This is a genomic window from Streptomyces sp. 7N604 (assembly GCF_052245475.1).
Classification (GTDB): domain Bacteria; phylum Actinomycetota; class Actinomycetes; order Streptomycetales; family Streptomycetaceae; genus Streptomyces.
This window is the reverse complement of record NZ_JBQQBX010000017.1, coordinates 132,930-156,411: the sequence shown is the minus strand read 5'-3', so window position 1 is coordinate 156,411 and position 23,482 is coordinate 132,930. Positions and strand designations below refer to the sequence as shown.

At 69.3% G+C, this 23,482-nt stretch carries 23 protein-coding genes and 1 pseudogene; 21 read left to right on the top strand and 3 right to left on the bottom strand.

The genetic code is table 11. The annotated features are described in order from the left end of the window. Positions 1-221: 221 nt before the first annotated feature. From ACTWP8_RS20090 to ACTWP8_RS19990, 21 genes and pseudogenes are all read left to right on the top strand, one after another. Complete coding sequence (locus ACTWP8_RS20090; protein WP_443323535.1) at positions 222-716, top strand: ATP-binding protein; 495 nt, start codon at positions 222-224, stop codon at positions 714-716. Between the two features lie 131 nt (positions 717-847). Then, positions 848-2,089, top strand: coding sequence for an ATP-binding protein (locus tag ACTWP8_RS20085; protein ID WP_443323534.1), 1,242 nt, complete (start codon positions 848-850; stop codon positions 2,087-2,089). A gap of 3 nt (positions 2,090-2,092) precedes the next feature. After that, entirely contained in the window at positions 2,093-2,497 is a 405-nt protein-coding gene (locus ACTWP8_RS20080; protein WP_443323533.1) for a roadblock/LC7 domain-containing protein, read from the top strand. Positions 2,498-2,520: 23 nt separating this feature from the next. Next, a complete protein-coding gene (locus ACTWP8_RS20075; protein WP_443323532.1) occupies positions 2,521-2,877 on the top strand; it encodes a DUF742 domain-containing protein in 357 nt (118 codons plus the stop codon). After that, positions 2,858-3,451 (top strand): GTP-binding protein, encoded by a 594-nt coding sequence (locus tag ACTWP8_RS20070; protein ID WP_443323531.1) that lies wholly within the window; start codon positions 2,858-2,860, stop codon positions 3,449-3,451. The genes ACTWP8_RS20075 and ACTWP8_RS20070 overlap by 20 nt, the downstream gene beginning before the upstream one ends. Further along, the gene (locus ACTWP8_RS20065) at positions 3,448-4,902 is read left to right on the top strand and encodes a cytochrome P450 (protein WP_443323530.1); all 1,455 of its coding nucleotides are present in this window, start codon (positions 3,448-3,450) and stop codon (positions 4,900-4,902) included. Before ACTWP8_RS20070 ends, ACTWP8_RS20065 begins: the two co-directional genes overlap by 4 nt. Then, positions 4,899-6,026 carry a cytochrome P450 family protein gene (locus ACTWP8_RS20060; protein WP_443323529.1) on the top strand — a complete coding sequence of 376 codons (1,128 nt, stop codon included), beginning with the start codon at positions 4,899-4,901 and terminating at the stop codon, positions 6,024-6,026. Before ACTWP8_RS20065 ends, ACTWP8_RS20060 begins: the two co-directional genes overlap by 4 nt. Before the next feature lie 123 nt (positions 6,027-6,149). After that, entirely contained in the window at positions 6,150-6,626 is a 477-nt protein-coding gene (locus tag ACTWP8_RS20055; protein WP_443323528.1) for a hypothetical protein, read from the top strand. Further along, entirely contained in the window at positions 6,623-8,815 is a 2,193-nt protein-coding gene (locus tag ACTWP8_RS20050) for a tetratricopeptide repeat protein (RefSeq protein WP_443323527.1), read from the top strand. The genes ACTWP8_RS20055 and ACTWP8_RS20050 overlap by 4 nt, the downstream gene beginning before the upstream one ends. Before the next feature lie 530 nt (positions 8,816-9,345). After that, complete coding sequence (locus tag ACTWP8_RS20045; protein ID WP_443323526.1) at positions 9,346-10,086, top strand: lysostaphin resistance A-like protein; 741 nt, start codon at positions 9,346-9,348, stop codon at positions 10,084-10,086. A gap of 17 nt (positions 10,087-10,103) precedes the next feature. Continuing rightward, positions 10,104-10,202: pseudogene (locus ACTWP8_RS20040) on the top strand (DUF5999 family protein); the annotation flags it as partial. Then, a complete protein-coding gene (locus ACTWP8_RS20035) occupies positions 10,199-10,849 on the top strand; it encodes a hypothetical protein (RefSeq protein ID WP_443323525.1) in 651 nt (216 codons plus the stop codon). The pseudogene ACTWP8_RS20040 and the gene ACTWP8_RS20035, both read left to right, overlap by 4 nt. Positions 10,850-11,192: 343 nt before the next feature. Then, positions 11,193-12,284 carry a radical SAM protein gene (locus ACTWP8_RS20030; RefSeq protein ID WP_443323524.1) on the top strand — a complete coding sequence of 364 codons (1,092 nt, stop codon included), beginning with the start codon at positions 11,193-11,195 and terminating at the stop codon, positions 12,282-12,284. After that, complete coding sequence (locus ACTWP8_RS20025) at positions 12,281-13,684, top strand: B12-binding domain-containing radical SAM protein (RefSeq protein ID WP_443323523.1); 1,404 nt, start codon at positions 12,281-12,283, stop codon at positions 13,682-13,684. Before ACTWP8_RS20030 ends, ACTWP8_RS20025 begins: the two co-directional genes overlap by 4 nt. Before the next feature lie 84 nt (positions 13,685-13,768). Continuing rightward, a complete protein-coding gene (locus tag ACTWP8_RS20020) occupies positions 13,769-14,731 on the top strand; it encodes a S66 peptidase family protein (RefSeq protein WP_443323522.1) in 963 nt (320 codons plus the stop codon). After that, complete coding sequence (locus ACTWP8_RS20015; protein ID WP_443323521.1) at positions 14,728-15,732, top strand: amino acid--tRNA ligase-related protein; 1,005 nt, start codon at positions 14,728-14,730, stop codon at positions 15,730-15,732. Before ACTWP8_RS20020 ends, ACTWP8_RS20015 begins: the two co-directional genes overlap by 4 nt. Before the next feature lie 22 nt (positions 15,733-15,754). Further along, complete coding sequence (locus ACTWP8_RS20010; protein ID WP_443323520.1) at positions 15,755-16,171, top strand: hypothetical protein; 417 nt, start codon at positions 15,755-15,757, stop codon at positions 16,169-16,171. Beyond that, the gene (locus ACTWP8_RS20005; protein ID WP_443323519.1) at positions 16,168-16,914 is read left to right on the top strand and encodes an SDR family NAD(P)-dependent oxidoreductase; all 747 of its coding nucleotides are present in this window, start codon (positions 16,168-16,170) and stop codon (positions 16,912-16,914) included. The genes ACTWP8_RS20010 and ACTWP8_RS20005 overlap by 4 nt, the downstream gene beginning before the upstream one ends. Beyond that, positions 16,914-17,945, top strand: a complete 1,032-nt coding sequence (locus tag ACTWP8_RS20000; RefSeq protein WP_443323518.1) for a helix-turn-helix transcriptional regulator — start codon at positions 16,914-16,916, stop codon at positions 17,943-17,945. Before ACTWP8_RS20005 ends, ACTWP8_RS20000 begins: the two co-directional genes overlap by 1 nt. A gap of 1 nt (position 17,946) precedes the next feature. Then, positions 17,947-18,927: a hypothetical protein gene (locus ACTWP8_RS19995; protein ID WP_443323517.1), complete on the top strand. Its 981-nt coding sequence runs from the start codon at positions 17,947-17,949 to the stop codon at positions 18,925-18,927. Between the two features lie 342 nt (positions 18,928-19,269). Beyond that, the gene (locus ACTWP8_RS19990) at positions 19,270-19,491 is read left to right on the top strand and encodes a hypothetical protein (protein WP_443323516.1); all 222 of its coding nucleotides are present in this window, start codon (positions 19,270-19,272) and stop codon (positions 19,489-19,491) included. A 342-nt stretch (positions 19,492-19,833) separates the two neighbouring features. Here ACTWP8_RS19990 and ACTWP8_RS19985 read toward each other — a convergent pair whose 3' ends face one another. From ACTWP8_RS19985 to ACTWP8_RS19975, 3 genes are all read right to left on the bottom strand, one after another. Then, positions 19,834-22,485, bottom strand: a complete 2,652-nt coding sequence (locus ACTWP8_RS19985) for a TOTE conflict system archaeo-eukaryotic primase domain-containing protein (RefSeq protein WP_443323515.1) — start codon at positions 22,483-22,485, stop codon at positions 19,834-19,836. 98 nt (positions 22,486-22,583) lie between these two features. Next, complete coding sequence (locus ACTWP8_RS19980) at positions 22,584-22,757, bottom strand: DUF6087 family protein (protein ID WP_443323514.1); 174 nt, start codon at positions 22,755-22,757, stop codon at positions 22,584-22,586. 126 nt (positions 22,758-22,883) lie between these two features. Then, positions 22,884-23,450, bottom strand: coding sequence for a peptide deformylase (locus tag ACTWP8_RS19975; RefSeq protein ID WP_443323513.1), 567 nt, complete (start codon positions 23,448-23,450; stop codon positions 22,884-22,886). Between the last annotated feature and the right edge of the window lie 32 nt (positions 23,451-23,482).

Genomic DNA, 23,482 nt, shown 5'->3' with positions numbered 1-23,482 from the left:
GCTCCCACCGACGGAGGCTCCCCGATGCTCCCCAGCACTCTCGACGCACCGCCCGGTGCCCCCGCGGGGCCGCCCCGGGCACCCGATGTCTGCCGAGCGCAAGGAATCATCCCTGGACGCCAGCCAACTGGACACGTTCCTGAACGCTCTGAAGACGACGTGGACCCCGTTCGATCCGGGGGCGATCTGACGTGACCCTCGCTGAAGCAGCCTCAAGCCGGATGCACCGGCACCTGGTGGCTCAGCGCCACGGTGTGGCGGTGGCGTTCGAGCGCGCCGATCAGGTGGAGGGCATGCCGCTCAGTGAGCGCGACGCTCGGCGGGTCGGGGAGATGCGCCGGATCGCCCTCGCCTGGCTGCGGTACTGGGACTTCACTGAACTGATCGATTCAGCCCGGCTCTTGATCAGCGAACTCGTCACCAAGGCCCTACAACACGGCCACGGAAATGAGATCGGCTTCTCCATCGCCTTCTGCGATGGCTTGGTCAGGGTCGAGGTCGTGGACGGCTCCCCAGGAACCCCGGTCGTGCGATCCGTCGGTCCGCAAGAGGAGAACGGCCACGGCATGCACTTGATCTCCGCCCTCGCAGAGGACTGGGGCACCAGTGAGGACGGCACCCACACCTGGTGCGTGCTCCGACCACACGAAGGGACGGATGTGGCCGCTCCGCGGGAATCCAGTTCGTGCAAATCGCCTCCGAGGCTGCGCACTTAGCCCTTTCCACCCAGACCGGCTGCCGGGGCGCTGCGCGCCGCCCCGGACCGTACGGCTCCCCCGTGGTCTACGGCCCGGGGTGCGCCCCGGCGGCCTTCCCCTTACTCGCTCACCTTCCGTTCGAGGATCTGATGACACGCATAGCCTTTTGGCTCCTGATGCCGGCCCTGGTCGTGGCCGGGATCGCGGCGCTGCGGTACCGGAAGACCGCACGCCTGCACGGCCAACGCATCGACACCCTCGAACAGGATCTTCGCCTCCGGGATGAGGAGGCCCGTCACCTGCTCGAGCAACGGCTGCCGGCCTTGGCGACCGATCTGCGGCGGGGCCATCGTGGCGAGACTCCCGGGCCGCTGCACGAAGGGCTCGCTGGTACAGCGTTCGGGCACGCCCTGGATTCGGTTCTCGCGATGTTCAGCGAGGCCGCGGAGAACGCCGAACAGTCTGCCCAAGAGCTGCTGTTGGCTGTGGCGCGGAAGCTGCAGGGGCTGGCAAACAACCAGCAAGTGAAGATCACGGAAATGACCCAGCGCCACGACGATCCGGACTTCCTCCAGGACCTGATGGACGTCGATCACACGAACGCCCAGATCCTCCGGCGGGCCGCGGGAATGGCCGTGGTCTGCCGAGCCTGGCCGGGCCGGCAGCACAACGCGACGCCGCTGTACGACGTCGTCCGCGGAGCCATCGGCCGAATCCTGGACTACAAGCGCGTCCACGTCGTACGGATCGAGGACTCCCGGGCGGTGGCGGGCCGCGCGGTCGAAGCCCTGGTGGTAGCCGTCGCCGAGCTCCTGGAGAACGCTACCCGCTCATCGCACCCCAGCACGGCGGTCCAGGTGCACGTCCAGCTCACCCACAGCGGGCTGGCCATTGTGATCGAGGATGCCGGCGTCGGCCTGAATGCGGCCGAGCGGGAGAAGGCCACCCGGTTGCTGCACGACGAATCTCTGGGAGTCGCGGGCCTTGGCAATCCGCCTCGCTTCGGGCTCGCGGCCTGCGGCGCGCTGGCCAGGCGGTATGGCTTCTCCGTATCGGTGGACTCCGCCTCCGCCTTCGGCGGGGTACGGGCCGTGGTCAACATCCCCAGCGCGCTCCTGACCGATGCCCCCGCCGCCCCGGCGCCGTCCGCAGCAACGCCGACACCGCTCCCTGAGACCAACGGGGCTGCTACGCCCCGGGCAACCACGGCCGGCGGCCTGCCCAAACGAACACGACAGACCGCACCAGCAGCCGGGCCATCACAGCCGCGCCCAGCCACGGCGCCCGCGCATCGCACGCCCGGCGAAGCAGCGGCACCGATCGGCGCGTTCCTGCGCGGAAGCCAGGCGGCTGCCCACCACCTCCGTCCGACCACTGAAGGGACCCACTAAGTCATGACCCAGAACCGCGACGCCTGGATGCTCCAGCAGGTACTCGACCAGCCCGAGGTCTACGACGCGATCCTGGTCACCGCAGATGGTCTGGTGAGGGCCTTCTCCGAAGGACTGGATCAGGACAGGGCGGACCGCGTGGCTGCGGCCCTGGCAGGCGTGCAGTCCACCAGCAGCGCCACCGCGGAATTCTGCCGCGCCCCTGCCGACTCGTGGCAGCAGAGTCTGCAGCAGTTCAAGGGCGGCTTCGTCGTCACCATCCGCGCGCACGATTCCACGTACCTGTCGGTCGCGACCTCCGGTGCCGCGGATGTCGGTCAGGTGGCCTACCGGATGCACGAGGTCGTGGACCAGCTCGGCCGCGAGATGGGCAGTGAGCCCCGCCAGGACGTCGGCAGCCCCACATGACGCCGCGGCGCAGGCGTGACTTGGTGCGGTCGTTCGTGCTCACCGGTGGCCGGACCCGGCCCACCCGCAACACGCATGTCCTGGACGTGATCACGATGGTCACCACCGTCCCGGACAAGCCGCTTTCCGGCTTGTCGCCGGAACAGGTGGCGATGGTCGACCTGTGCCGGGGCGGCTACCTGTCGGTCGTCGAAGTCGCGGGCCATCTCGGCCAGTCGCTCACCATCACCCGCGTCCTGATTGGGGACCTTCTCGACTCCGGCCACCTCGTCACCCGGGTGAGCCGACCGGCAGCTGAGGCATCCGCCGCCACCGTCGCGGTGCCGAATGACGACAACCACATCTTGGAGAGGGTGCTGCATGGCCTCCAGGCTCTCTGACGGCATCTACGTCCGCGACACCGTGCAGATCACCGCGAAGCTCATGGTCGTCGGGCCGTTCGGCGTCGGGAAGACCACCCTGATCGGCGCCGTCAGCGAGATCGAGCCGCTGCGCACCGAGGAGCTCATGACCCAGGCCGGCGCGGTCGTGGACGACCTGACCGGGATCCAGGGCAAGACCACCACCACCGTGGCCTTGGACTTCGGACGACTCACGCTCGCCGACGACCTGGCCCTGTACCTCTTCGGCACCCCCGGGCAGCAGCGCTTCACACAAATCTGGCGTGACCTCGCCCGCGGAGCCTATGGCGCGCTGGTACTCGCCGACTCCCGGTCCCTTGATCAATCCTTCGAGGCCCTCAGCCTCGTCGAGCAGTACGGCCTGCCCTACGTCGTCGCCCTCAACACCTTCCCGGACACACCCAACTATCCGGAGCCCGAGCTCCGCGAAGCGCTCGATCTCCACCCCGCAACCCCGCTGATCCGCTGCGACGCCCGAGACCGCGAATCGGCGAAGACCGCGCTGGTCGAGCTCGTCCAATACCTGTTCACCCGCCTCCAGGAGTCGTCGTGACACCGCCGCCCTCCGGCCTCAGCCCGGTGCCGCCACCGGGCTGCCCCGCCCACAAACCAGCCTCCCCACCAGCGTCCGGCCTCCCCACCCTGTACGGACCCCAGTTCGCCGCCGACCCGGACACCACCTACAACTGGCTGCGCGCACAAGGTCCCGTGCACTGGGTGGAGATCGCTCCCGGCGTCCAGGCCATCCTGGTCACCAGATACGCGGCAGCCTTGGAAGTGCTGCGCAGCCCGTACTTCAGCAAGGACGCCCGACGCTGGGCTGCACTGGCCCAAGGACGCGTTCCGGCCGACAACCAGGTCGTCCCGATGATGGGCTGGCGGCCGAGCCTGTGGTTCGCCGACGGGGAACGGCATCTGCGGCTGCGCGCCTCCGTCGACGACGCCCTGGGCCGGGTCAACCCCCACCGCCTGCGCGCCTACGTTCAACGCAGCGCTGCCCATCTGATCGATCAGTTCGCTCCCTACGGGACAGCGGACCTTGTCTCCCAATACGCCGACCCGATCCCTGCTCTGGTCTTCGCCCAGCTCTTCGGCTGCCCCGACCACCTCACGGCCCGCATGGCCGCCGCATGCGGCCAGATGATCGACGCCGAGCCCGCCATCGCCCAGCAGGGCGGGCAGGACCTGGCCCATTGCCTGGGCGAACTGATCGCCACCAAGCGCCAGACCCCAGGCGCAGACGTGACGTCGTGGCTGCTGCACCACCCTGCCGAGCTCTCGGACGAGGAGATGATCCATCAACTCGTGGTGCTCATCGGCGCCGGCACCGTACCCCAGGCCGCATGGATTTCCACCGCCACCATGATGCTGCTCGCCGACGACCGCTTCGCCAGCGACCTGACCGGCGGCAGCCTGACCGTCGCGGACGCCCTCAACGAAGTGCTCTGGCTGCACTCGCCGCTGTCGAATTTCTCCTTCGTCTACGCCATCCAGGACTATGCGCTGCGCGACCCGCGCACCGGAGCCGAGGTGCGCATACCTCCCGGTGTCCCCGTCCTGATCAGTCACGCCGCCGCCAACACCGACCCGACCCTGACCGCCAGCCAGAAACAGCGGGCTGGGAACACCTCGCATCTTGCCTTCGGGGCGGGCCCGCACGCCTGCCCTGCCCAGGACACGGCCGGGATCATCGCCGACGTCGCCATCGAGACACTCCTCGATCGACTCCCCGACATGGAGCTCGCCAAAGCCGCCTCTGAGCTGACATGGCGACCCGGCCCGTTCCACCGGGCTCTCACCGCCCTGCCCGTGCGCTTCGCCGCCACTTCGGCCCCACCCGCCGAACCGCCCGCCGCAACCGCTGGAGGCTCGACATGGAATTCACGCCCTGGCCCGTCCTCGACCCGACCGGCGCCGACCTCCACGGCGAGGCAGCCCGCCTCCGCGCCCAAGGCCCGGCGACGCAGGTGGAGCTCCCTGACGGCGTTCTTGCATGGTCGGTGACCCGCCACGAGGTGATCAAGCAGCTCGCCACGGACCGCCGGGTCTCCCGTGACCCACGCCAGCACTGGCCCGCCTTCGAAGGGCTCCCCGAGGACTGGCCCCTGAACGTGTGGGTCCGCGTCGTGAGCGCCTTCACCTCCTACGGCCCCGAGCACCGGCGACTGCGGAACCTCATCTCGAAGGCGTTCAGCCCACGGCGCACCGAGGCGCTGCGTCCCCTCGTCCAAAATCTCGTCAGCAGGCTCATACGGGAGCTGGAGGCCGAGCAGCCCGGCCAGGTCGTCGACTTGCGTAGCCGCTACGCGTACGTGATCCCCACCGAGGTGATCTGCGATCTGTTCGGCGTTCCGGCCACGATGCGGAACTGGACCCGCCGCGTCATCGACGCCGCCCTGCACACCGCCGCCACCCCCGAACAGGCGAAGGCCGACTTCGACGACCTGTTCGCCTGCATGAAGACCCTGATCGAAGCCAAGCGCGCCGAGCCGGGCGAGGACATGACCAGCGACCTGATCGCCGCGCGGGACGGCGATGCCCAGCTGGATGAGCAGGAGCTCGTGTCCACCCTCATCCTGATGATCGGCGCTGGCTCCGAGACCGCGGTCAACCTCATCGCCAAGGCCACGCTCGCGCTGCTCACGAACCCCGACCAGCTCGCGCTGCTGCGGGCCGGCACGGTGACGTGGACCGACGTGATCGAGGAAACCCTGCGCATTGAAGGCCCGATCATGCATATGCCGCTGCGGTACGCCGTCGAGGACATCGACCTCGGCGACGGCGTCCTCATCAGCCAGGGCGACGCCATCCTCCTCGCCTTCGGCGCCGCCGGCCGGGACCCCGCACTCCACGGCGAAACCGTCGACCGCTTTGACGCCACCAGGGAGGTCAAGACCCACCTCGCCTTCGGCCACGGAGTCCACTACTGCCTGGGAGCACCGCTCGCCCGCATGGAAGCCGACATCGCCCTGCGCGTCCTGTTCGACCGTTTCCCGGACCTCGTACTCGCGGTTCCCGAAGACCAACTGCATTCCCAGGAGTCGTTCATCGCCAACGGTCATCAGGCACTGCCCGTCATCCTCCACTCCGCCGCGACCACTTCGCCGTCCACCGACGCGGCGGCCTGACGAAGAAGGAAGCATGCTCACAAAGCTCTGGGGATCGCCAGACGAGACCGTCCTGGCTTACTTGGCGCCCACAGTCCAACTCGCTGGAATGTTCGGACCTTGGACCGCGCAGGGAGCCCGCCCGTGAAGGCCACGACTGCGCTGCGCCGGACCGACGCCGGAGACGTCCACGCTGACGGGACCTACGAGGTGCCCGGCCGCTACACGGCCGTCCGCGTCACCCTCCGCACGGGCATCCACGCTCTTGATCGGGTCCGCAGCGCCGGCCACCGGCTCGGCCCCGTCCAGGTCTGCCACACCCACCGCGTCATTCACATCCTCGTCGACGCCGACCAGGCCGCCGCCTTCACAGACGTGCCCGGCGTCCTGGCCGCCGCCGACGACAACGCCAGCTGCGGCCACCACTGGAGCGGCGCTCCGTACTGGATCGTCCCACCCGGCCGGGGCTTGGATCGCATCGATGCGAACGTCCTTCGCACCCTCCTGACAGCCCCTCAAGCTGCCGAGACCAGCACGCCGGAACACCGAGCGGCGCCGATCCCCCGCGTCGACCTCGCGAACCCGGCCGGGCAAGCGGTGGAGGTGCGTTGCGGACGATGAAGGACACCACCAACCACACCGTCACGACGAATCTTCTGGGCGGGAACGTGCAGGTCGGTACGAGCGTCCAGGCGGGCAGCATTCAGGGCCTCCACTTCCACGGTGCCGCCCCACTCGGGCCGCCGACGCCGCACCAGTTGCTTCCGGTCCCCGTCACCTTCACCGACCGGACCGAGGATTTGAAGGCGCTCGGTGACTGGCTGGCCAACCAGCAGGATTTCGCCATACGGCTGATCGCGATCAGCGGACTCCCCGGCATCGGGAAAACGGCTCTGGCAAGCCTTCTCCTGCACCGGTTACGTGATCAGTTCCCTGGCGGGCAGCTCTACGCCGACTTGCACGGCCACGCACCCGGAGGCCCGGCCCGCACCGGCGAGGTGCTCGGCCAGCTGCTGCGCGCTTTCCGGAACGGGCCGCTGCCCGTGGGCGTGGACGAGCTCGGCGCGTGGTGGCGCTCGGTCACCGACGAGCTGCGCGAGAGGCCCGTCGCACTGCTGCTGGACAACGCCGTGACCGCCGACCAGGTGCGTGCTCTGCTGCCCGGCGGCGCCGGACACCTGGTGGTAGTGACCAGCAGAGAGCCGCTGGCCGAACTGCTGCACGACGGTGCCGTCTTTCACCGGCTCGGCCCACTGGACCCGACCGCAGCGACGGAACTCCTGGGTCGCTGCATCGGACCGGATCGCATTGCACGTGAACTGGCCGCCGCCCAGCAACTCGCCGCGCTGTCAGCGGGCATTCCGCTGGCCCTGAACGTGACGGCGACCCGCCTGGCCACGCACCCCGGCCGCCGCATCGCGGACTTCATCACGCTGCCCGGAAGCCGGCAGGCTCACATCGCCAGCCACGGGCCCGACCAAGGAGCCCAAGTGACCTCTGCGCTGGAAGGCGCGTACTGGGCGTTGCCCCGGAACACAGCCCGGGTCTACCGCCAAATCGGCTGGCTGTTCACCGCCGACTTCGACGCCGATCTGACCGCAGCGGCCTGCACTCTCTCGTCGGCTGAGGCCGCCCAGACCCTGGAGGCCCTCGCCTGCGCGCGGCTCCTCGAACCCCTCGGGGAGCGCCCCGGCCGCGGGAGTGTGTACCGCTTCCACGACTCGGTCCGCCTCCACGCCCGCGACCGAGCCCAGCGCGAAGAGACCAATGGCGCGGCCGACGAGACCACCCGCCGCGTCCTGGACTGGTACCTCACCGTCGCCACCGCTGCGGAGCGGCGCCTAACCCCCAGCCACCGCCTCCTGGCACGCGATTACGTCTACCCTCCCACGCTGCCCGTCCCCTTTGACGACAACGCCGGCGCGCTGACCTGGCTCGACGCCCACCACCTCAACCTCATGGCCGCCGTACGTACGGCCTTCCAGTACGGGCTGTACTCATCGACCTGGCAGCTCGTCCACGCCATGTGGCCCTGGTGGCATCGCTTCCACCAGTACGACCTGTGGGCCGAAGCCCACCAGCTGGGCCTCGACGCCGCCCGTCACTGCATCGACGCGGAAGCGGAGCGCGAGATGCTCAACACCCTCGGGCTAGGCCATCGCGGGGCTGGGCGCCACGCCGACGCCATCGAGTGCTTCACCCAAGTGCTCCTCCTGGCGCGTTCGGTCGGGGACCAGCGCAGTGAGTCCCAGGCCCTGCACGAGTTGGGATCAGCGCACCACGCAGCCGGCCGCGGTCAGGAGGCACTGCCCTTTTTACTCGGGGCCCGGCAGATCCGCGAGGCAATCGGCTACCCGCGAGGGGTCGCCCTGAGCGACATCTGCCTCGGGCTTGTCGCCTACGAAGCCGGCCGTGCAGAGGAAGCCGCCGAGCGTTTCAGCAAGGCGCGGACCACGCTGCTCGAAGTGAACGATCCCTTCGATGCGGCGCGGGCCCTGGCGTGGCTCGGGCGGGCCCACGCACGTCTCGGCGACTTAACGTCGGCCGAAGACCTCGGCGTCCAGGCCCACGCCGAGTTTGTGAGCGCCGGCTCCCCGCGCTGGATCGCGCGAAGCCTGGAATTGCTCGGCGAAACCGCTGAGGACCAGGGCCGGCCGGACGACGCCGCACAGCTCTACGCCCGTGCGCTGACGGTCTACGAGCCCATCAGCATGCCCGACACCGAGCGTGTACGCGGTCGCCTCCATGCCATCGCACCGGCCGGGGAGGCTCATCACGGCGAGGGTCCGGAAGCAACACCGTCGGCATGACCAGAAACGAAAGAGAGCCGATGACCACGAACTCGGCTGATCGCCTTCCGCACAGCTGCCCACGCCCTCTGTCCTCCCCCATGCTCCGGCCGCCCTGTTGACAGCCGGTCCCCTCCTTCCGCCAGAAACCCCGGGCGGCCAGACCGCTCCGGCATCACTACCTCATCCAGCCGTTGAAGGAACGCATGTCCTCGCCAACCACGTCCATTCGCCTCCGCTTTGCTTCACATCGCCCGCAAGGCGCTAACCGGCGGAGCGTCCCCACAGAGACTGCCCGCTCGTATGCCACCGTGCTGAGTCTGTTCGCGCTCGTGGGTGGCCCTCACCTGGCAGGTGCTGCTCTCGCCTTTGCGGAACTGTGCGGCATCGATTTCCCAGTTCAGGCCACCCGGGTCGAAGAGATCGGGCGTCAGGTGGGCATCGCCGCGGCGGGAATCTGGCTGTTGTGGATGTTGAGCACACGACCGCGTCCTGACGAAACAGCCAGGCGGCGTCTACCACCTGTGACCGCTGTGGGAGCGGCCTTGGTCGTGATCGCTGTTGACGAGTTTGGCGTGCTCGCCGCGGACGGACGCTCGACGCAGATGGTCGGGCACCTCGCCGAGCTCGTGGTGTGGGTCTGGCTCGCGCTCGAGGTTGCCGGTCGCTGGGGGATCAGCGCGGAGCATCTGGGCCTGGTCAGGGGACATGGCAGCCGGGAGAGGGCACAGGCATGGATGATCGGTTTTGCCTACGCCATGTGCACGATCGTGGGCATGGCGGCGTGGACCGTCCTGGCGTTGGTGCCGGGCCCAGTGCTCCACGGGGATCAGGCAGCAGCAGCTGGCGTCCCGACACTCGGCGCGGCCTTGGCGCACGGGTTCTGGTCGGCGGTCGTGGAGGAGCTGCTGATCACAGCCGTCGTGGTGGGTGTGCTCACTGCCGCACGGCGCCCACTGTGGGAGTGCATCGCTGTCAGCGTGCTGATGCGTACTCTCCCGCACGCCTACGTGGGGCTCCCGATGCTCGCGGTTCTGCCCCTCGGCGTCGCCTCGGCGTGGCTGTATCACCGCTACCGGCGGGTGACTCCGCTCGTCCTCGCCCACGCCAGCTACAACACCTTCGTCCCCGCCTGGTCCGGCGTTCCGCTGGCTGTGGCGGTCGGCACCGGCCTCTTCGCGACGGCCGCCTGGATGAGAGCAGCGACAGCCCCGGGACGTACAACCCGCCCATCCCGCAGTGCTCGGCCCACCACGGCCGATGCCCACCACACACCCGGTTCTGAGAGGTGATGGAGGTGCAGAGAAGGAGCCTGCTCTGTAACGGCGTCCTGCTCTTCGACACCGGCGAGCTGCTGCGGGACGGCCAAATCATCGCCCCCCACCGGCCGACGGAGGCAGCCGCATGAGCCCCCGCCAGCTCTACCAGAACGGCCTCCGCGTCCCCTTCATCGCACCTTGGTCGAGCGAGGACACGATTCGGGGCACCATCGTGCTGCGGCGTGGTGTCGGCGGCGAGGGGATCGGCTACGCGGACGAGGACGGCAGTGCCGACCGCAGGAACGACACGCTGTGGGTCAGGGTTCCGGCCGTGCGCGGGATCGGCCGGGCACGGCTGGCCGGCGTGCACGCGCTGCGCCAACGACAGTGCATGACCCACATGCTGTGCCAGGTCTGCGGCGAATCCACCTTCGGCAGACCCGATGAGCGGCATCTCTTCCTGGTGCGCGGCGATCAGCCGATCGCGGAGGGCGAGAAGACCGCCACGCCCCCGGTACACGAGAGCTGCGCGGCCGAGTCCGTTCGGGACTGCCCGCACATGCGAAAGGGGGCTGTGACGTCGCTGGTGGAGTACGCCCCGTCCTGGGGCGTCGCCGGCATCGTGTACGACCCCCAGACCCTTCAGCCTTTGCCCTGCGACAACGACGACGGCCTCGAGTTCGTGGCGTACGGCGACCCGAGGATCCGATGGACCCTCGCCGCTCGCGAAGTCGTCACTCTGCATGGCTGCACCACCGTCAACCTGAACGATCTCGCGGCTCAGGCCGCGGTCTAGATTCCGTCCGGCGGCCCGGCTGCTTCGGTGCCGGTCCGTCGGACGGCGTAGGACCCCCGGCGCGGGGTGGAAGCTCACGTCCCTTCACCGCGCGGAGAAGGCCCCGCGTCGGGACGCATAACGCAAGCAAGGTGGGCGAGGCACCTCAGCCGGACGAAACTGCGCGAGCCGATTGCGGGAGCGACCTCTTGCGCGCGCATCGCTAAGCCGCCGGTCTGGCGGCGCGCCACGCTCGCACGGTTTCCACTATCCGACGCACCGGACTCGCCGGCGCGGTGTCAGGGTTCGGCACTACCGCGGTAGCCAACCCTGACATCGGCTCCGTCCAACGTTGTTGCTGGCCATGGAAAGGGATCGGAAGGCTTTGAGAGTGAATGTCAGCGAGAAGCAAGGGAGCTACGACATGCGTTTACCGCAGGTGCGGGTGACGGTGAACTCCCGCTGCAAGAGGAGCTGTTTCTACTGTCGCCCCTCAGGCGAGGCCGTGGCCACCGAGTCAGGCACCGATCTGGATCCCGATCAGCTGATCGCGGTCGCAGCCGCTGTACGGGGCCAGGGGATCGACGGCATCAAGCTGACCGGCGGGGACCCTGCCCTGTACGAGCCGCTCGTCGACGTCGTGCGCCGGCTGCGGCAGGACGTCGGCATGACCGGGGTCGAGGTGATCTCACGGCATCCGAGGATCGGTGAGCTCGCGCCTGCGCTCGCGGAGGCTGGGGTGACGCTGTTCAACGTCTCCCTGGACACGCTGGATGCGGGTCTGCACCACGAGGTGTGTGGTGTCGATGATCACGCCGAGGTGCTGGCCGCGATCAAGGCGTGCGTGGCCACCGGTGTCCCGGTGAAGGTGAACGTCGTGGTGATGTCCGGGATCAACACCCCGGAGATCGACTCGCTGATCGCCTTCTGCGAGGACGCCGGCGTCGACAGCGTGAAGCTCCTGGACATCATCAAGGACCTCGGCGAGGGAAGTGAGAGCTTCGCCCGCCGCCTAGAGATTAAACGCAGTCGGCAGCTGCCGGACCTGTACGTGCCCATGGAGGAGCTCGCGGGCGATCTCCGGGGCCGCGCCATCGACGAGCGGACGGTGCAGCAGGGAGGTCTTGGCCATCCGCTGACGGTGTTCACCATGCCGTCGGGCACAGAGGTCGTCATCAAGGACTCCACCGCGGGCGCCTGGTACGGGGCGGTGTGCCGCGGCTGTCCGCTCTTCCCCTGCCACGACGCGCTCATGGCGCTGCGCCTGACCGCTGACGCCCGGCTGCAGTTCTGCCTCCTGCGGGAGGACGTCACGGTCGATCTCGCCCCGCTGCTGGAGCAGGGCGACGAGGAGGGTCTGGCCGGGCAGGTGGAGGCGGCGTTCGAGATGTACGCGGACGCCTACTTCCGCCCCGGCGACACCACCCCACAGGAGTTGCTGGAGGCCCACCGGTGAGCGTCTTCATGGGACTGCCCGGCGGCCTGACCCGGGCCCCGTCCGTGCCCGTCCCCGAGCTCCTATCGGGCCGGCCGACGGTCATCCTGCTGTATCCGAAGATCGACCACGAGAAGGACTATGTCTACTTCTGGATGCCGTTCTCGCTGCTGACCATCGCCAAACCGCTCATGGAGAGCGGCCTGGTGAACGTGGTCCTGTTCGACGGCAACCAGCAGGACGCCGCGGCGTGGGAGCGCGTCATGGACGAGCACCTCGATCACGCGGTGTGCATTGGGGTGAGCATCATGACGGGGGGTGGGCAGATCGGGCACGCACTGGAGATGGTGCGGGCCGCGAAGCAGCGGCCCTTCTGCCCGCCGGTGGTCTTCGGCGGGCCGCACGTCAACGTTCAGCCGGAGCAGACCGCTGCCCATCCGCTCGTCGACGCGGTCCTGCAGGGGCCGGGCCAGAACTCGATGCTCGACTTCGTGAAGTCCCTGCTGGGCCGCGTGCCTCGGCGCTTGGTCCCGGGGCTGCGCATGGACAGCTGCGGCCACATCGTGACCGGCAAGGTCAACCCGCCGCGCACCGGGAACCTGGGCGCCTACCCGTGGTCGCTGCTGGACGTCGCGAAGTACATCCGCGACGACCCGACGGTCGCCTCCCACACGCTGAACTACGTCTCCAGCCAGGGCTGCGTCTACAAGTGCGAGTTCTGCTTCGAACTCTCCTACCAGCGCAAGTACTCCGCGATGTCTGCAGCCGACCTGCTGGACGACGTCACCGATCTCCAGGCCCGGTACGGCATCAACGGGGTGAAGTTCTACGACGCCGACTGGTTTGTCAACCTGCGTCGCTCGATCGGGTTCTGCGACGGGCTGATCGAGCGGCAGCTGGGTCTGAGGTGGGCAGCGAGCATCAACCCCAACGACATCCTCAAGGCGCGGCGCGGGAAGCTCCCGCTGCTGGAGCGGATCGCAGAGAGCGGCTGCTCCCGGCTCCTGATGGGCGTGGAGTCAGGCAACGACCGGGTCCTGTCGGAGGTCGTACGCAAGGAGGTCACCCGGGCACAGATCCTCGATGTCGCCTCCGACATCGCGGCCCACGGAATCCTGGGCTCCTACACCTTCATCGTCGGCTTCCCCGGCGAGAGCGATGCCGAGCAGGACGATACCTACTCACTCATCGCCGAGCTGCGCGCGCTGACCCCCACCCCCGAGACGCGGGTGCATCTGTTCGCGCCGTACCCGGGCACGCCGCTGTGGGAGACGGCCCTGGCGGCCGGGTTTACCCCACCTGACTCCCTGGAGGGCTGGTCCACCTTCGACTACTACACCTCCCTGACGCCGTGGACGAGTGACGCCACCGCCGCACGGGCCCGGGAAGAGACCCATATGCGGCTGGCCCCCGCCCGCTGACACCCCCTACCGTCACGCTGTGCGCCGAGGGCGTCACCCCACGGGTCCCGGCGCGTGGCGGCCGGCACATTAAGGAGAACCTCGTTGAGTACCGCACGTCTTCTGCCCGCACCGCTCGCCAAGGGCGACCGCATCGGCATCATCACCGTGTCCGCGCCCGAACCTGCCCAAAACCGTGGCCTCTTCGACCGCGGGCTAGATAGCCTGCGCAACCGCGGGTTCGAACCGGTTATCGCCGAGCACGCGCTGGGTGAACACGGCTACCGCGCCGGCAGCGAGGCCGAGCTGCTGGACGACTTCCACGCCTTCATCGCCGACCCCGAGATCGCGGCCGTGGTGTGTGCCGGGGGCGGGAAGAACGCCAACCGGCTGCTGCGGGGGCTCGACTACTCCCAGATCGCCGCCCATCCGAAGCCGATCGTCGGGGTGAGCGACCCCTCCCTCCTACTCAACGCGATCACCGCCCGCACGGGCATGCCGACCTTCCACGGTCCCGCCGTTCTCTGGGACTTCGGCTCAGCGGACTCCCCCGCCGCAACCGGCGACCACTTTGCCGCCGTCCTCGCCGGCGAGGCCCACGCCGCCCGGATCGACGCCCCGCTCCAGTGGGCTCGCGCCGGTACGGCGCAGGGGCACCTGGTTGCCGGCTGCCTGTCCTCGCTGCGCTGCCTGCTGGGCACCGTGTGGGAGCCGCACTGGGACGGCGCGGTTCTGGCGTGGGAGGACGCGTTCAAGCCGATCGAGCTGCTGGACCAGACCCTCACCCACTTCCGCGACAGCGGCGTCCTCGACCAGATCTCCGGCATGGTCGTGGGTGAACTCCTCGGCTGCGAGCCTTCCGCCGGTCTGGGCGTGCAGGAGATGGTCATGGACCTGTGCGCCGAGTACGACTTCCCCATCGCCTTCGGCCTGCCCTTCGGGCACACCCCCCAGAAGTACACCCTGCCCGTCGGCGCGGATGTCCTGCTCGACTCGACCGCCGAGCACGGTTTCACCGTCACCTCCCCGTGGGCCGCCGCCACCGGCTCCGAAGGAGATGAGAGGTGAGCCCCGCTCCTGACCAACGGCGCCTGTACGGGACCCTGCTCAAGCAGAACCCCGACGAGCGGACCCTGCTGCTGACCAAGGCCGACCTGGTGCGCGCGATGCGTGGGTGGCTGCACGAGTTCGGCTACGCGGAGGTCGCCACCCCTGTGCTGTGCCAGGACCGCGAGAGCGCGCCGATCCCGCAGTTCTCCACCAGACACCCGCTGACCGGGCAGTCCTTCCACCTGAAGCACTCCGCCGAGGAGCACCTGCGGCGCGTGGTCGTCAGCATCAACCGCGTCTACGACCTGTCCAAGGCGATCCGGGCCGAGCAGGCCGACGAGAGCCACGCCATCGAGTTCACCATGCTGCAGACCGCGGCCCGCGACATCGGGCTCGAGGACGGCATCGACCTCGTCACCGACTTGGTACAGCACGCTGTCCGGGCCGCGTTCGCGTCCATGGACACCGCTGGCGCCGACTTCACGGCCATCCGCACCCGGCCCGTGGACGACGCGATCGCCGAGGCCCTCAGTGTCACCGAGGCTCCCACCGGCGCCGGCCTCGTCGCGGCCGCGCGCTGCTGGCTCAAGGACCGCGGCATGGCGGCGGACGGCACCGACTGGGCGGTGATGGAGGATTTCGTCAAGCACGCCGTCGAGAAGCCCGTCACCAGTCCGACCGTGCTGTACGGGTTCCCCTGGGAGCTGCGGCACAACTCCCGCGTGGACGAAGCCACCGGGCGGGCACAGCGGTTCTCCCTGATAGCGGGTGGCATCGAGATCTGCGACGGCGGAGTGAAGCTGCGCACCGCCGCGGACTACCGGCCGATGGTCGAGGCCAACATCGCCCTGCGCACTCAACTGCACGGCGTGCCGGCCGACCGCGGGCCTGTCGACTTCTTCACCGACATCGACTGTGACCCCGCCGACGTGTTCACCTTCGGTCTGGGCGTCGAGCGGCTGCTGGCCCTGTGCACGGGCCGGACGGTCTTCGAGGCCCTGACCTTCCCCTATCACTAGACCGAGAGGAGAGTGCCCCGCAGTGACCTGGCCGACCATGCGCGCCGTGGTGATCAGGGAGAGCCTCACCACAGGTGAGCTCCCCGAGGCCTTCTCCGGCAGAGAGGCCCGCCGCTACCCGCATCTGCTCGACGAGCGCACCCCCATCGAGATCATCGAACTCACCGTGCCCGCCGACCAGGCGCCCGGCCTGGCGCTCGAGCTGTCCGCAGCGCTGAAGCCGCGGCTGTACTACGCGCACCTCCTGAACGAGGCGCGCATGCTCGTGGCTTTCCCGCACACCGTTGTCGACATCCCTCGCGGCGACCAGGAGGCCATCGCCCACGCCCGGTCCGTCGGCGCGCTCTTCGACATCCCCGACGAGCAGATGCGCTTCGCCGAGATGTGGGACACCGACCACCCCGACGCCCCCGCCCAGCCGACAGCAGACGCCCGGTGAACGCAACTCCCCCAGCCACCAGCGCCCCGCTGGCCGTCGTGACCGGCGCTAGCGGGGCCCTCGGCGCAGCAATCCACACGCGCCTGACCAGAGCAGGCTGGCAGGTCGTGGCCACCTACCGCACCCGTCCGCCCGCCCGCGACCAGCGGCAGGACGGCACCTCCTGGGTGCGCTTCGACGCCGCCGAGGACGCCAGCACCACGGCGCTACGCCAGGCCGTCGACGCCTGCCCGGGCCGGCTGCACGCGGTCTTCGCCTGCGTCGGAGCCCCCTCGACCAAGCAGGCCGTCGCCGACACCGGCGTGAGCGAGTTCGATGCCGTCCACCAGGCCAACGTCGTCAGCTTCGTCCGCACGTGGCACGCCGTCGCCGCCCGGGCACGACGTGACGGCGCATCCGTTCTGGCGACCGGCTCCGACGCCGGGCAGGCAGCTCGCGCACACAACGGCCCCTACACCGCCGCGAAGGCCGCCCTGGCCTCCCTCGTCATCACCCTCGCAAAAGAGGAGCTTCAGCACGGCGTGCGGGTCAACCTGCTCGCCCCGTCACTGATCGACTCCCCCCTTGCCCGGCACGTCATGGCGCTCAAAGGCGTCACCGACCCCGACGCCTACTACACGCAGCTGCCCTGGGGGCGGCCCCTAGCCCTCGATGAGGTCGCTGCCACCTGCATCGAGCTGGCCACCGCCGCGCACTGGTCCTATGCCACCGGCCAGATCTATCCCCTCGCAGCGGCGCTGTGATGGTCGATGCCGTCCGCGCCCGGCAGCTGGGTATCGTGCACATGCTCCGCAGCCGCAGCAACGTACCCGCGAGGGAGCTGGCCGACCGCTTCGGCGTGACGGAACGCACCATCTACCGCGACATCACCACGCTCACCGCATACGGCATCCCCATCCAGGCCAGCCCCGGCAAGGTCGGCGGCTACCGCCTCGCACCTGATACCGCGCTTGACCCGCTCACCGTCGACTCCGACCACGCCCTGCGGCTGTACGTGCTCGGCTTCCTCGACCCCCCGAACACGGACAGTACGGCAGGGGACCGTGCCCGGGCGGCGGGCATCAGCGAGACCGTCCAGGAGGTCATGCGGCGCTTGGCCCAGCGCATCCACTTCGACACTGCCGACTGGTATTGGCGCGACGAGGGCTCCGGCCACCTCCCGGTCCTGCGGACCGCCATGCTCACCGCGACCGCTCTCGAAGCCACCTGGCGCACCAAGAACGGCAACCAGGAAACCGCCCTGCTCAAGCCATACGGCGTGGTGTGGAAGGCCGGCGAGTGGCACATGGTCGCTGCCCGGGCCACCGCAGGCCCCACCCGCTTCCGGCTCAACCTGGTCGACCGGCTCCAGCCCACCGATCTCACCTTCACCTATCCCGAGGACTTCTCCATCCGTGACTGGTGGGCGGCGGCCATGGAGGACTACGGCAAAGGTGAGGAGCGCGTCGAACTGCACGTCACTCCCGCAGCACGCGACGAGATGCTGCGGCTGAGCCTGAAGTCCACCTCACAAGTCCACGAACACGGCGACGGCTCCCTGACGATCGTGCTGTTCGTCGACAGGTGGGAGTGGCTGATCCCCCTGGTCAGCAGCTACGGCTCCGACGTGACCGTCACCGAACCCGCCCCGCTGCGCACGGCAATAGCCGACCAGCTGCGCCGCGCCCTGGCCGTCTACGACACCGCCGCGCTCCCGGGCCCGGCACCGCCCGACGGTCTGCCGCACGACGACTCCCGCCTCCGATCCACCCACGGCCGCCACCCAGGAGCATGACGTGACCCCCCGCCGCCTCGACCACGCCGACACCCTCCAGCTTCCCGTCACCGGTGACGGGCCCTTCGACTTCCTGCACACGGTGTGGAAGCCGTCCCACTACGCCACGGGCCTCGAGGCGCACACCGCCGCGTGCAGCTGGCGCACCTTCCGTGTCGGTGATCTCGTGGCCGGGGTGCGCATGCAGGCGGAGGACCGGCTCGTCATCGCCGACGTCTACACCGACGGGGACTACAAGCCCGCCCACCGCGACCACCTCGTCCGCCGGCTTACCGCCTCCTACGGCCTGGAAGAGGACCTCGCCACGTTCACCGAACTGGCCTCCGCCGTTCCGGCGATGCGGGAGCCCCTGAGCGAGCTGTCCGGCATGCGGCAGAGCTGCCCCGAAGACCACTTTGAGATCGCCGTGGTCGCACTGCTCCTGCAGAACGTCACCATCGCCCGCACCACCCAGATGACCCGCAACCTGCTGACCCACCATGGGCAGCTCGTCCACTTCGACGGCATCACCCTCCGGGCCTGGTTCACCCCCGCCGAGCTCGCGCACGTCACCCCCGAGACACTTAAGGAACAGGACAGGCTCGGCTATCGCGCCAAGACCCTGCCCCACTTCGCCACGTTCTTCCGGGACCACACCACCGAAGACCTCCAGGAAGCCGGCAACCTGGCGCAGGCATTCCAGCAGATCAAAGGCGTCGGCCCCTACACCGCCGCCATCATGGCCTCCCACGCCTCCAGGAACCCCGCCACCTTCGGCCTGGACGTGTGGAACCGCAAGATCCTCGCCCGACGGCTCCTCGACGTTGACGACGCCTCCCCAGAAGCCGTCATGGGCTGCCTGAACGAGCTGTTTCCCGGTCACGCGGGTACCGCCGGCCTGTACTTCGTCGAGCACAAATACCTGCGTGCTCCGGTCACCCCGCTCCTCGACCTTGCCGGGATCGATGCCTGGAACGAGGCCCTGGAACACCCCGGAACCTGACTCGCTCCGCCTCCCAAGGGCACCGGCGCTTTCGAGCCGTTACAGACTCGCGAGCAGGCACGTTACCCGAGCATCGAGCACTCGATTGATACCTCAGGAGAGCCTGATGAAGCCTGTCCCCGACGCCGCTGCCCGCCACGGGGCGTCGAATCCCTACACGACGGGCTGGCCGCGCACTGGCACGCTGGTGACGATGGCGCCGCTTCCGGCAGCGCGGCTTGGCCCGCAGCGAGGCGGTGGGCATGGGCGCGACGCTGAACCTTGTCGGAGGGCACCTCTACCTCGAGCGCGACGGCGCCGTCTTCCTGGGACAGCGGAGCCCGGACGCCGTATTCGCCGCCGATGAGTGGCACGTCCCGGTCGGCCCTGGACGCCCTGCCCGGCTCCGGACAGCTCACGGGCGCCAAGGGGAAGGCGATTACCTCGGCGTGGACGGGCGTGCTGCGATGGAGGGAGCTGAGCCGGATGCGCCGCGACGTCCCCATCGCCTGGCAGGCCACCGGACACGTCAGCCCCGCCATCCCTAAGCCGACGGATGTCGTCGAGAAGTTGGGGATGTGGTGATGGCGCCCGTATCTCTCTTAGGTGTTTTCGCGCACCCCGATGATGCGGAGCTGTGGGCAGGCGGAACCTTCGCCTTCACGCCCGTCATACGCCCGTCATCGTCGCGGTCAAAGGCACACGATGAGGTGCGCGACGGCGAGGCCGCTACCGGAGCCAAGGTGCTCGGTGCCCAACTGGTGCTGCTAAAGACTCTGAAACTCGAGGTCGTGGTGGTCGGCGTGTTGGGCCATTCACTAGTCAAAGTCCTCTGTCGGAGTGGGCGTTGTCGGATTCCGAACCGCGTAGCCGGAAGCCTGTCCGGTCACGCCATTGGCGCTGAGTCCGTCCTCGTGGCGTGCTGGATCAGGTGACTGGCTGGGCCTGGGGGTGGGCCTCGTTCCAGGCGTCCCAGATGTCGCTGCGGAGTCGACCTCGCGGTGGCACATCCATGCCCTGGTCCTTGGCCCACCGCCGTACCTCGGCAACCGGCGGTGTCGTCCCGGATCGTGCGGGCTCCGGCCGGCGGCGCGCGGGGACAACGGGGTAGGCGGGCGGCTGGGGCAGCTTCTCGGGAGCGGTGGCGGTGAAGCCGCGGCGCTCGAGGATGCGACGCCGCTTGTGGTGCATGCGTTCCAGCCAGGGCACATCCGCGTCGAGGTAATCGTGCGCCTCGACGTGGGACTTCTTCTCCTCGGTGTTGCGCATGATCCGGCCGACCTGCTGGATGACTCGGCCCTTGAAGGAGATCGGGCTGGTGAGAAACAGGGTGTCGAGTCTGGGGGCGTCGAAGCCCTCGCCAGCGAGCTTGTCGATAGCCAGCAGCACCAGCGCGGTGGTCGGCTCGTCGGTCAGGCGGGTCCGGACGCGGGCGCGTTCGGCTGAAGGCATGCCGCCGTGCAGGAGCAGCGGTTCGATGCCGTGTGCGGACAGGGCGGTGGCGAGTTGGTGGAGGTGTTCGACGCGGTTGGTCAGGGCGAGGCTGCACCGGCCGCGCCGAGCGGCGTCGGCGATATCGGTGGCGATCTGGGCGTTGCGGTCCTGGTTCGCAGCGAGTTCGGTGTAGATCGCTTGGAAGGAGGCGCCGTCGTTGCCCGGCTCGTCGGTGGTGAACGAGGTGGGGTGGACGATGAGGTGCTTGTCGAAGGCGCTGGTGTCGGCGATCTCGTGCCGGATGGGCCCGCACTGCATGGTGATCAGCGGATCCATCTGGTCCGCCCGGTACGGTGTGGCCGACAGGCCAATCCACCGTGGGACGCGGGCCTTGCGGATCGCGGCCTCGGCGCCCTGTGCGCCGACGGCGTGGCACTCGTCGACGACCACGAGGCCGTAGCCGTCCAGCAGGCCGTCGGGGGCGTCGCGGTGGCTGAGCGTCTGCAGCATGACCAGGTCGACCACGTGGCCGCGGCGGTCCTTGCCCGCGCCCAGGGAACCGACGAGGCCCTCGCCGAGATCAAGGAACGTGGCCAGGCGGTCCTGCCACTGGGACAGCAGCTCGGAGCGGTTGACGATGATCGCGCTGGGCGTCTGGTGGTGGGCGATCAGCCCGCAGGCCATCACGGTCTTGCCCGATCCCGGCGGCGCCACCAGCACTCCGCTGGCGATATCCTTGACCGCGTCGACCGCCTGGCGCTGCACGTCGGTCAGCTCGCCGGTGAAGCGGGCGCTGATCGGCTCGACGTCCGGGATTTCGCTGATGACTGTGAGCGTGCCTCCGGCTGCGGCGATGAGCTGGGCCGCTTCGTCGCGCAGGCCGCGCGGCAGCTTCAGCCAGTCCGGGTCGGTGGCGTCGAAGGAGCAGACCAGGCGCGGGGTGTCCCAGGTGGAATACCGCTGGCTCTGACGGCGGTAGAACTCCGGATTGTGGAACGACGCCGTGTGCTTGAGCGCGGCGAGCAAGGCAGCTGACAGCCCCTTGGTGGAGATCGCGAGCATCGCCGACAACCGCGCTTCGACAACCTCGGGGGCCTTGCCCATAGCGCGCCGCCGGGGCTTGGGCGGCAGGACCGGCGCGGTCGCCGACGGGCCCGCTTTAACCTCACCGAGCTGGTCGACGAGCGCCTCGACCTGGGCCGGGGAGAGCTGCTCCACCTGGGACAAGTGAGCGAACTGGTCGGGGTACGGCTCCCAGGTGTGCGGGTCGCAGAAGACCGTGGTGCCCTTCAGCCGGGAGGCCCCCTGCAGCGGGAGCGCGATCAGGTTTCCGAACCGGGCGTTGCCCTTCGCGTTCGTCGGCAGCAGGTCCTGGGCAGGGAAGAGCCGGTCATAGCTGGACAATGCCATCTGCCCTCGGACATCGATGGCGCGGCGCAGCAGCGCCATCCCCAGGGTGCGTGCGGTGACCGCGGCGACGGGTGCGGTGAAGAAGGTCCACACGTGGGCGCCAGCCCCGGAGCGGGAGACCTCCACCAGCGCGGGGACACCGGCGTCGTGGCAGGCAGCGGTGTAGGCGGCCGCGTCGCCGCGCCAGTCGCTGCCGTCCTTGCCGTCGAAGTCGACCGCAAGGAGGCGGCAGGTGTCGTCGGCCAGCAACGGGTACAGCCCCAGGTGGGTCTCCCGGGCGCCGGGCTCGGGGCGGGAGAGGTGGTTGTAGACCGCTCTGTCGACCAGCGGCCAGAACACCCGCTCGGCATCGTTCTTGTTCTTGGCGAAGGGGTTGTCCTCGGCGGGGCTCCAGCCCGTCCGGCCCGACTTCGCGCTCACCCATCGGGTGGCGTAAACGTCCTCGCGGCCGGCGAACAGCGCCCGGAACAGCGCGATCTTCGCCTCCGTGCCGGAGGTCGCGTCCGCGTACTGCAGCCCGCCTTCGCCTCCCACGACGGTCGGCGCCAAGGGCTCGGGGACTGGGGGCAGCGCCTGCGGGGTGGCGGTGGTGGGCATGCCCAGCCGGGTTCGCAAGCGCTGGTTCTCGGTTTGGAGCTCGGCGAGCTTCGCGCGTAATTCGGCGTTCTCCTCGAGCGCCACATCGAGCCGGATGTGCAGTTCGGCCGGGTCGTTGCAGTCGTGCCAGTCCTCCACGCCTCCATGATTCGGATTCGTGGCCGTGGCGGGGCCGTTTTCGTCGAGATCCCACCCTCTGCCGTGGGCCGATCGAGCCAGATCGGGCCGGTGGTGGCCTACCCGTCCGGCGCCGGTCCACCGGCCGCCCAGGCCTGCGCGGCGGCGAGGTTCGGCGCGGTGCCCTCGGGCACGTAGGCGAAGCCGTCCCAGGACTCCAGGACGCGCGGTTCCTCGGGTCGCACGTGGGTGGCGCCGCCGCTGACGGGCCGGTGCCGACGGTAGACGTCCATCGACGCACGCCTGCGCCGGTGATACGGGGCGAGTGGGTCGTCGGGGTCGATGCTCGGGACCGCGCGGGACGGCTGATCCGACGGTCCGGGACGGGCGTGCCTGCCCACGGTCGTGCCCTGCCTCTCCTACTCGTACGACCAAGCCCGGCCGGTGGCCTCGGCAGTCTTGCGGTACTCCTCGACGGGGATCGGCCTTACGCCGGGCCGCATCCGGTTCAGCAGCAGAAGCCCGTCGAGGTGATCGATCTCGTGTGCGATGAGCCGGGCCTCGCCCCGTTCGTAGACCGCGGCCGCGGTGCTGCCGTCCAACGTCACCGTCTCCACGGTGATCCGCAGGGGCCTGGGGACCGGGGCCCGTACGTCGAAGAACGACAGGCATCCTTCGAACTTCTCATCCATCTCCTCGGAGGCAGCGGTGATGCGGGGATTGAGCAGCACGATCGGGTCGGCCGCGGGTGGCTGGACGACCGCTGCGGCCAAGCCGACGCCAATCTGCGGGGCGGCCAGGCCCAGACCCTTGCCGGAGAAGTCGTGCGCGCGCCGGATGCCTTCCATGGCGTCGAGAAGTTGGTCGATGGCGTCGTCGGCGGCCTCCCGTTCGGCGGGGAGTGCAAAGGGTCGGGCGGGCTCGACCAGGATGGGGGCGCCGGACTGGACGATGCCGAGGTCGTGCATCTGCTGGCTGGGCCGCACCTAGACCAACTCCCCTTTCACAGCCGCTCGTC

Bases quoted from the DNA above. Each gene is read 5' to 3' on its own strand.
- ACTWP8_RS20090 (WP_443323535.1), top strand. From the start codon at position 222: ATGCACCGGCACCTGGTGGCTCAGCGCCACGGTGTGGCGGTGGCGTTC.
- ACTWP8_RS20085 (WP_443323534.1), top strand. From the start codon at position 848: ATGACACGCATAGCCTTTTGGCTCCTGATGCCGGCCCTGGTCGTGGCC.
- ACTWP8_RS20080 (WP_443323533.1), top strand. From the start codon at position 2,093: ATGACCCAGAACCGCGACGCCTGGATGCTCCAGCAGGTACTCGACCAG.
- ACTWP8_RS20070 (WP_443323531.1), top strand. From the start codon at position 2,858: ATGGCCTCCAGGCTCTCTGACGGCATCTACGTCCGCGACACCGTGCAG.
- ACTWP8_RS20050 (WP_443323527.1), top strand. From the start codon at position 6,623: ATGAAGGACACCACCAACCACACCGTCACGACGAATCTTCTGGGCGGG.
- ACTWP8_RS20035 (WP_443323525.1), top strand. From the start codon at position 10,199: ATGAGCCCCCGCCAGCTCTACCAGAACGGCCTCCGCGTCCCCTTCATC.
- ACTWP8_RS20030 (WP_443323524.1), top strand. From the start codon at position 11,193: ATGGAAAGGGATCGGAAGGCTTTGAGAGTGAATGTCAGCGAGAAGCAA.
- ACTWP8_RS20000 (WP_443323518.1), top strand. From the start codon at position 16,914: ATGGTCGATGCCGTCCGCGCCCGGCAGCTGGGTATCGTGCACATGCTC.
- ACTWP8_RS19990 (WP_443323516.1), top strand. From the start codon at position 19,270: ATGAGTGGCACGTCCCGGTCGGCCCTGGACGCCCTGCCCGGCTCCGGA.
- ACTWP8_RS19980 (WP_443323514.1), bottom strand. From the start codon at position 22,757: ATGGACGTCTACCGTCGGCACCGGCCCGTCAGCGGCGGCGCCACCCAC.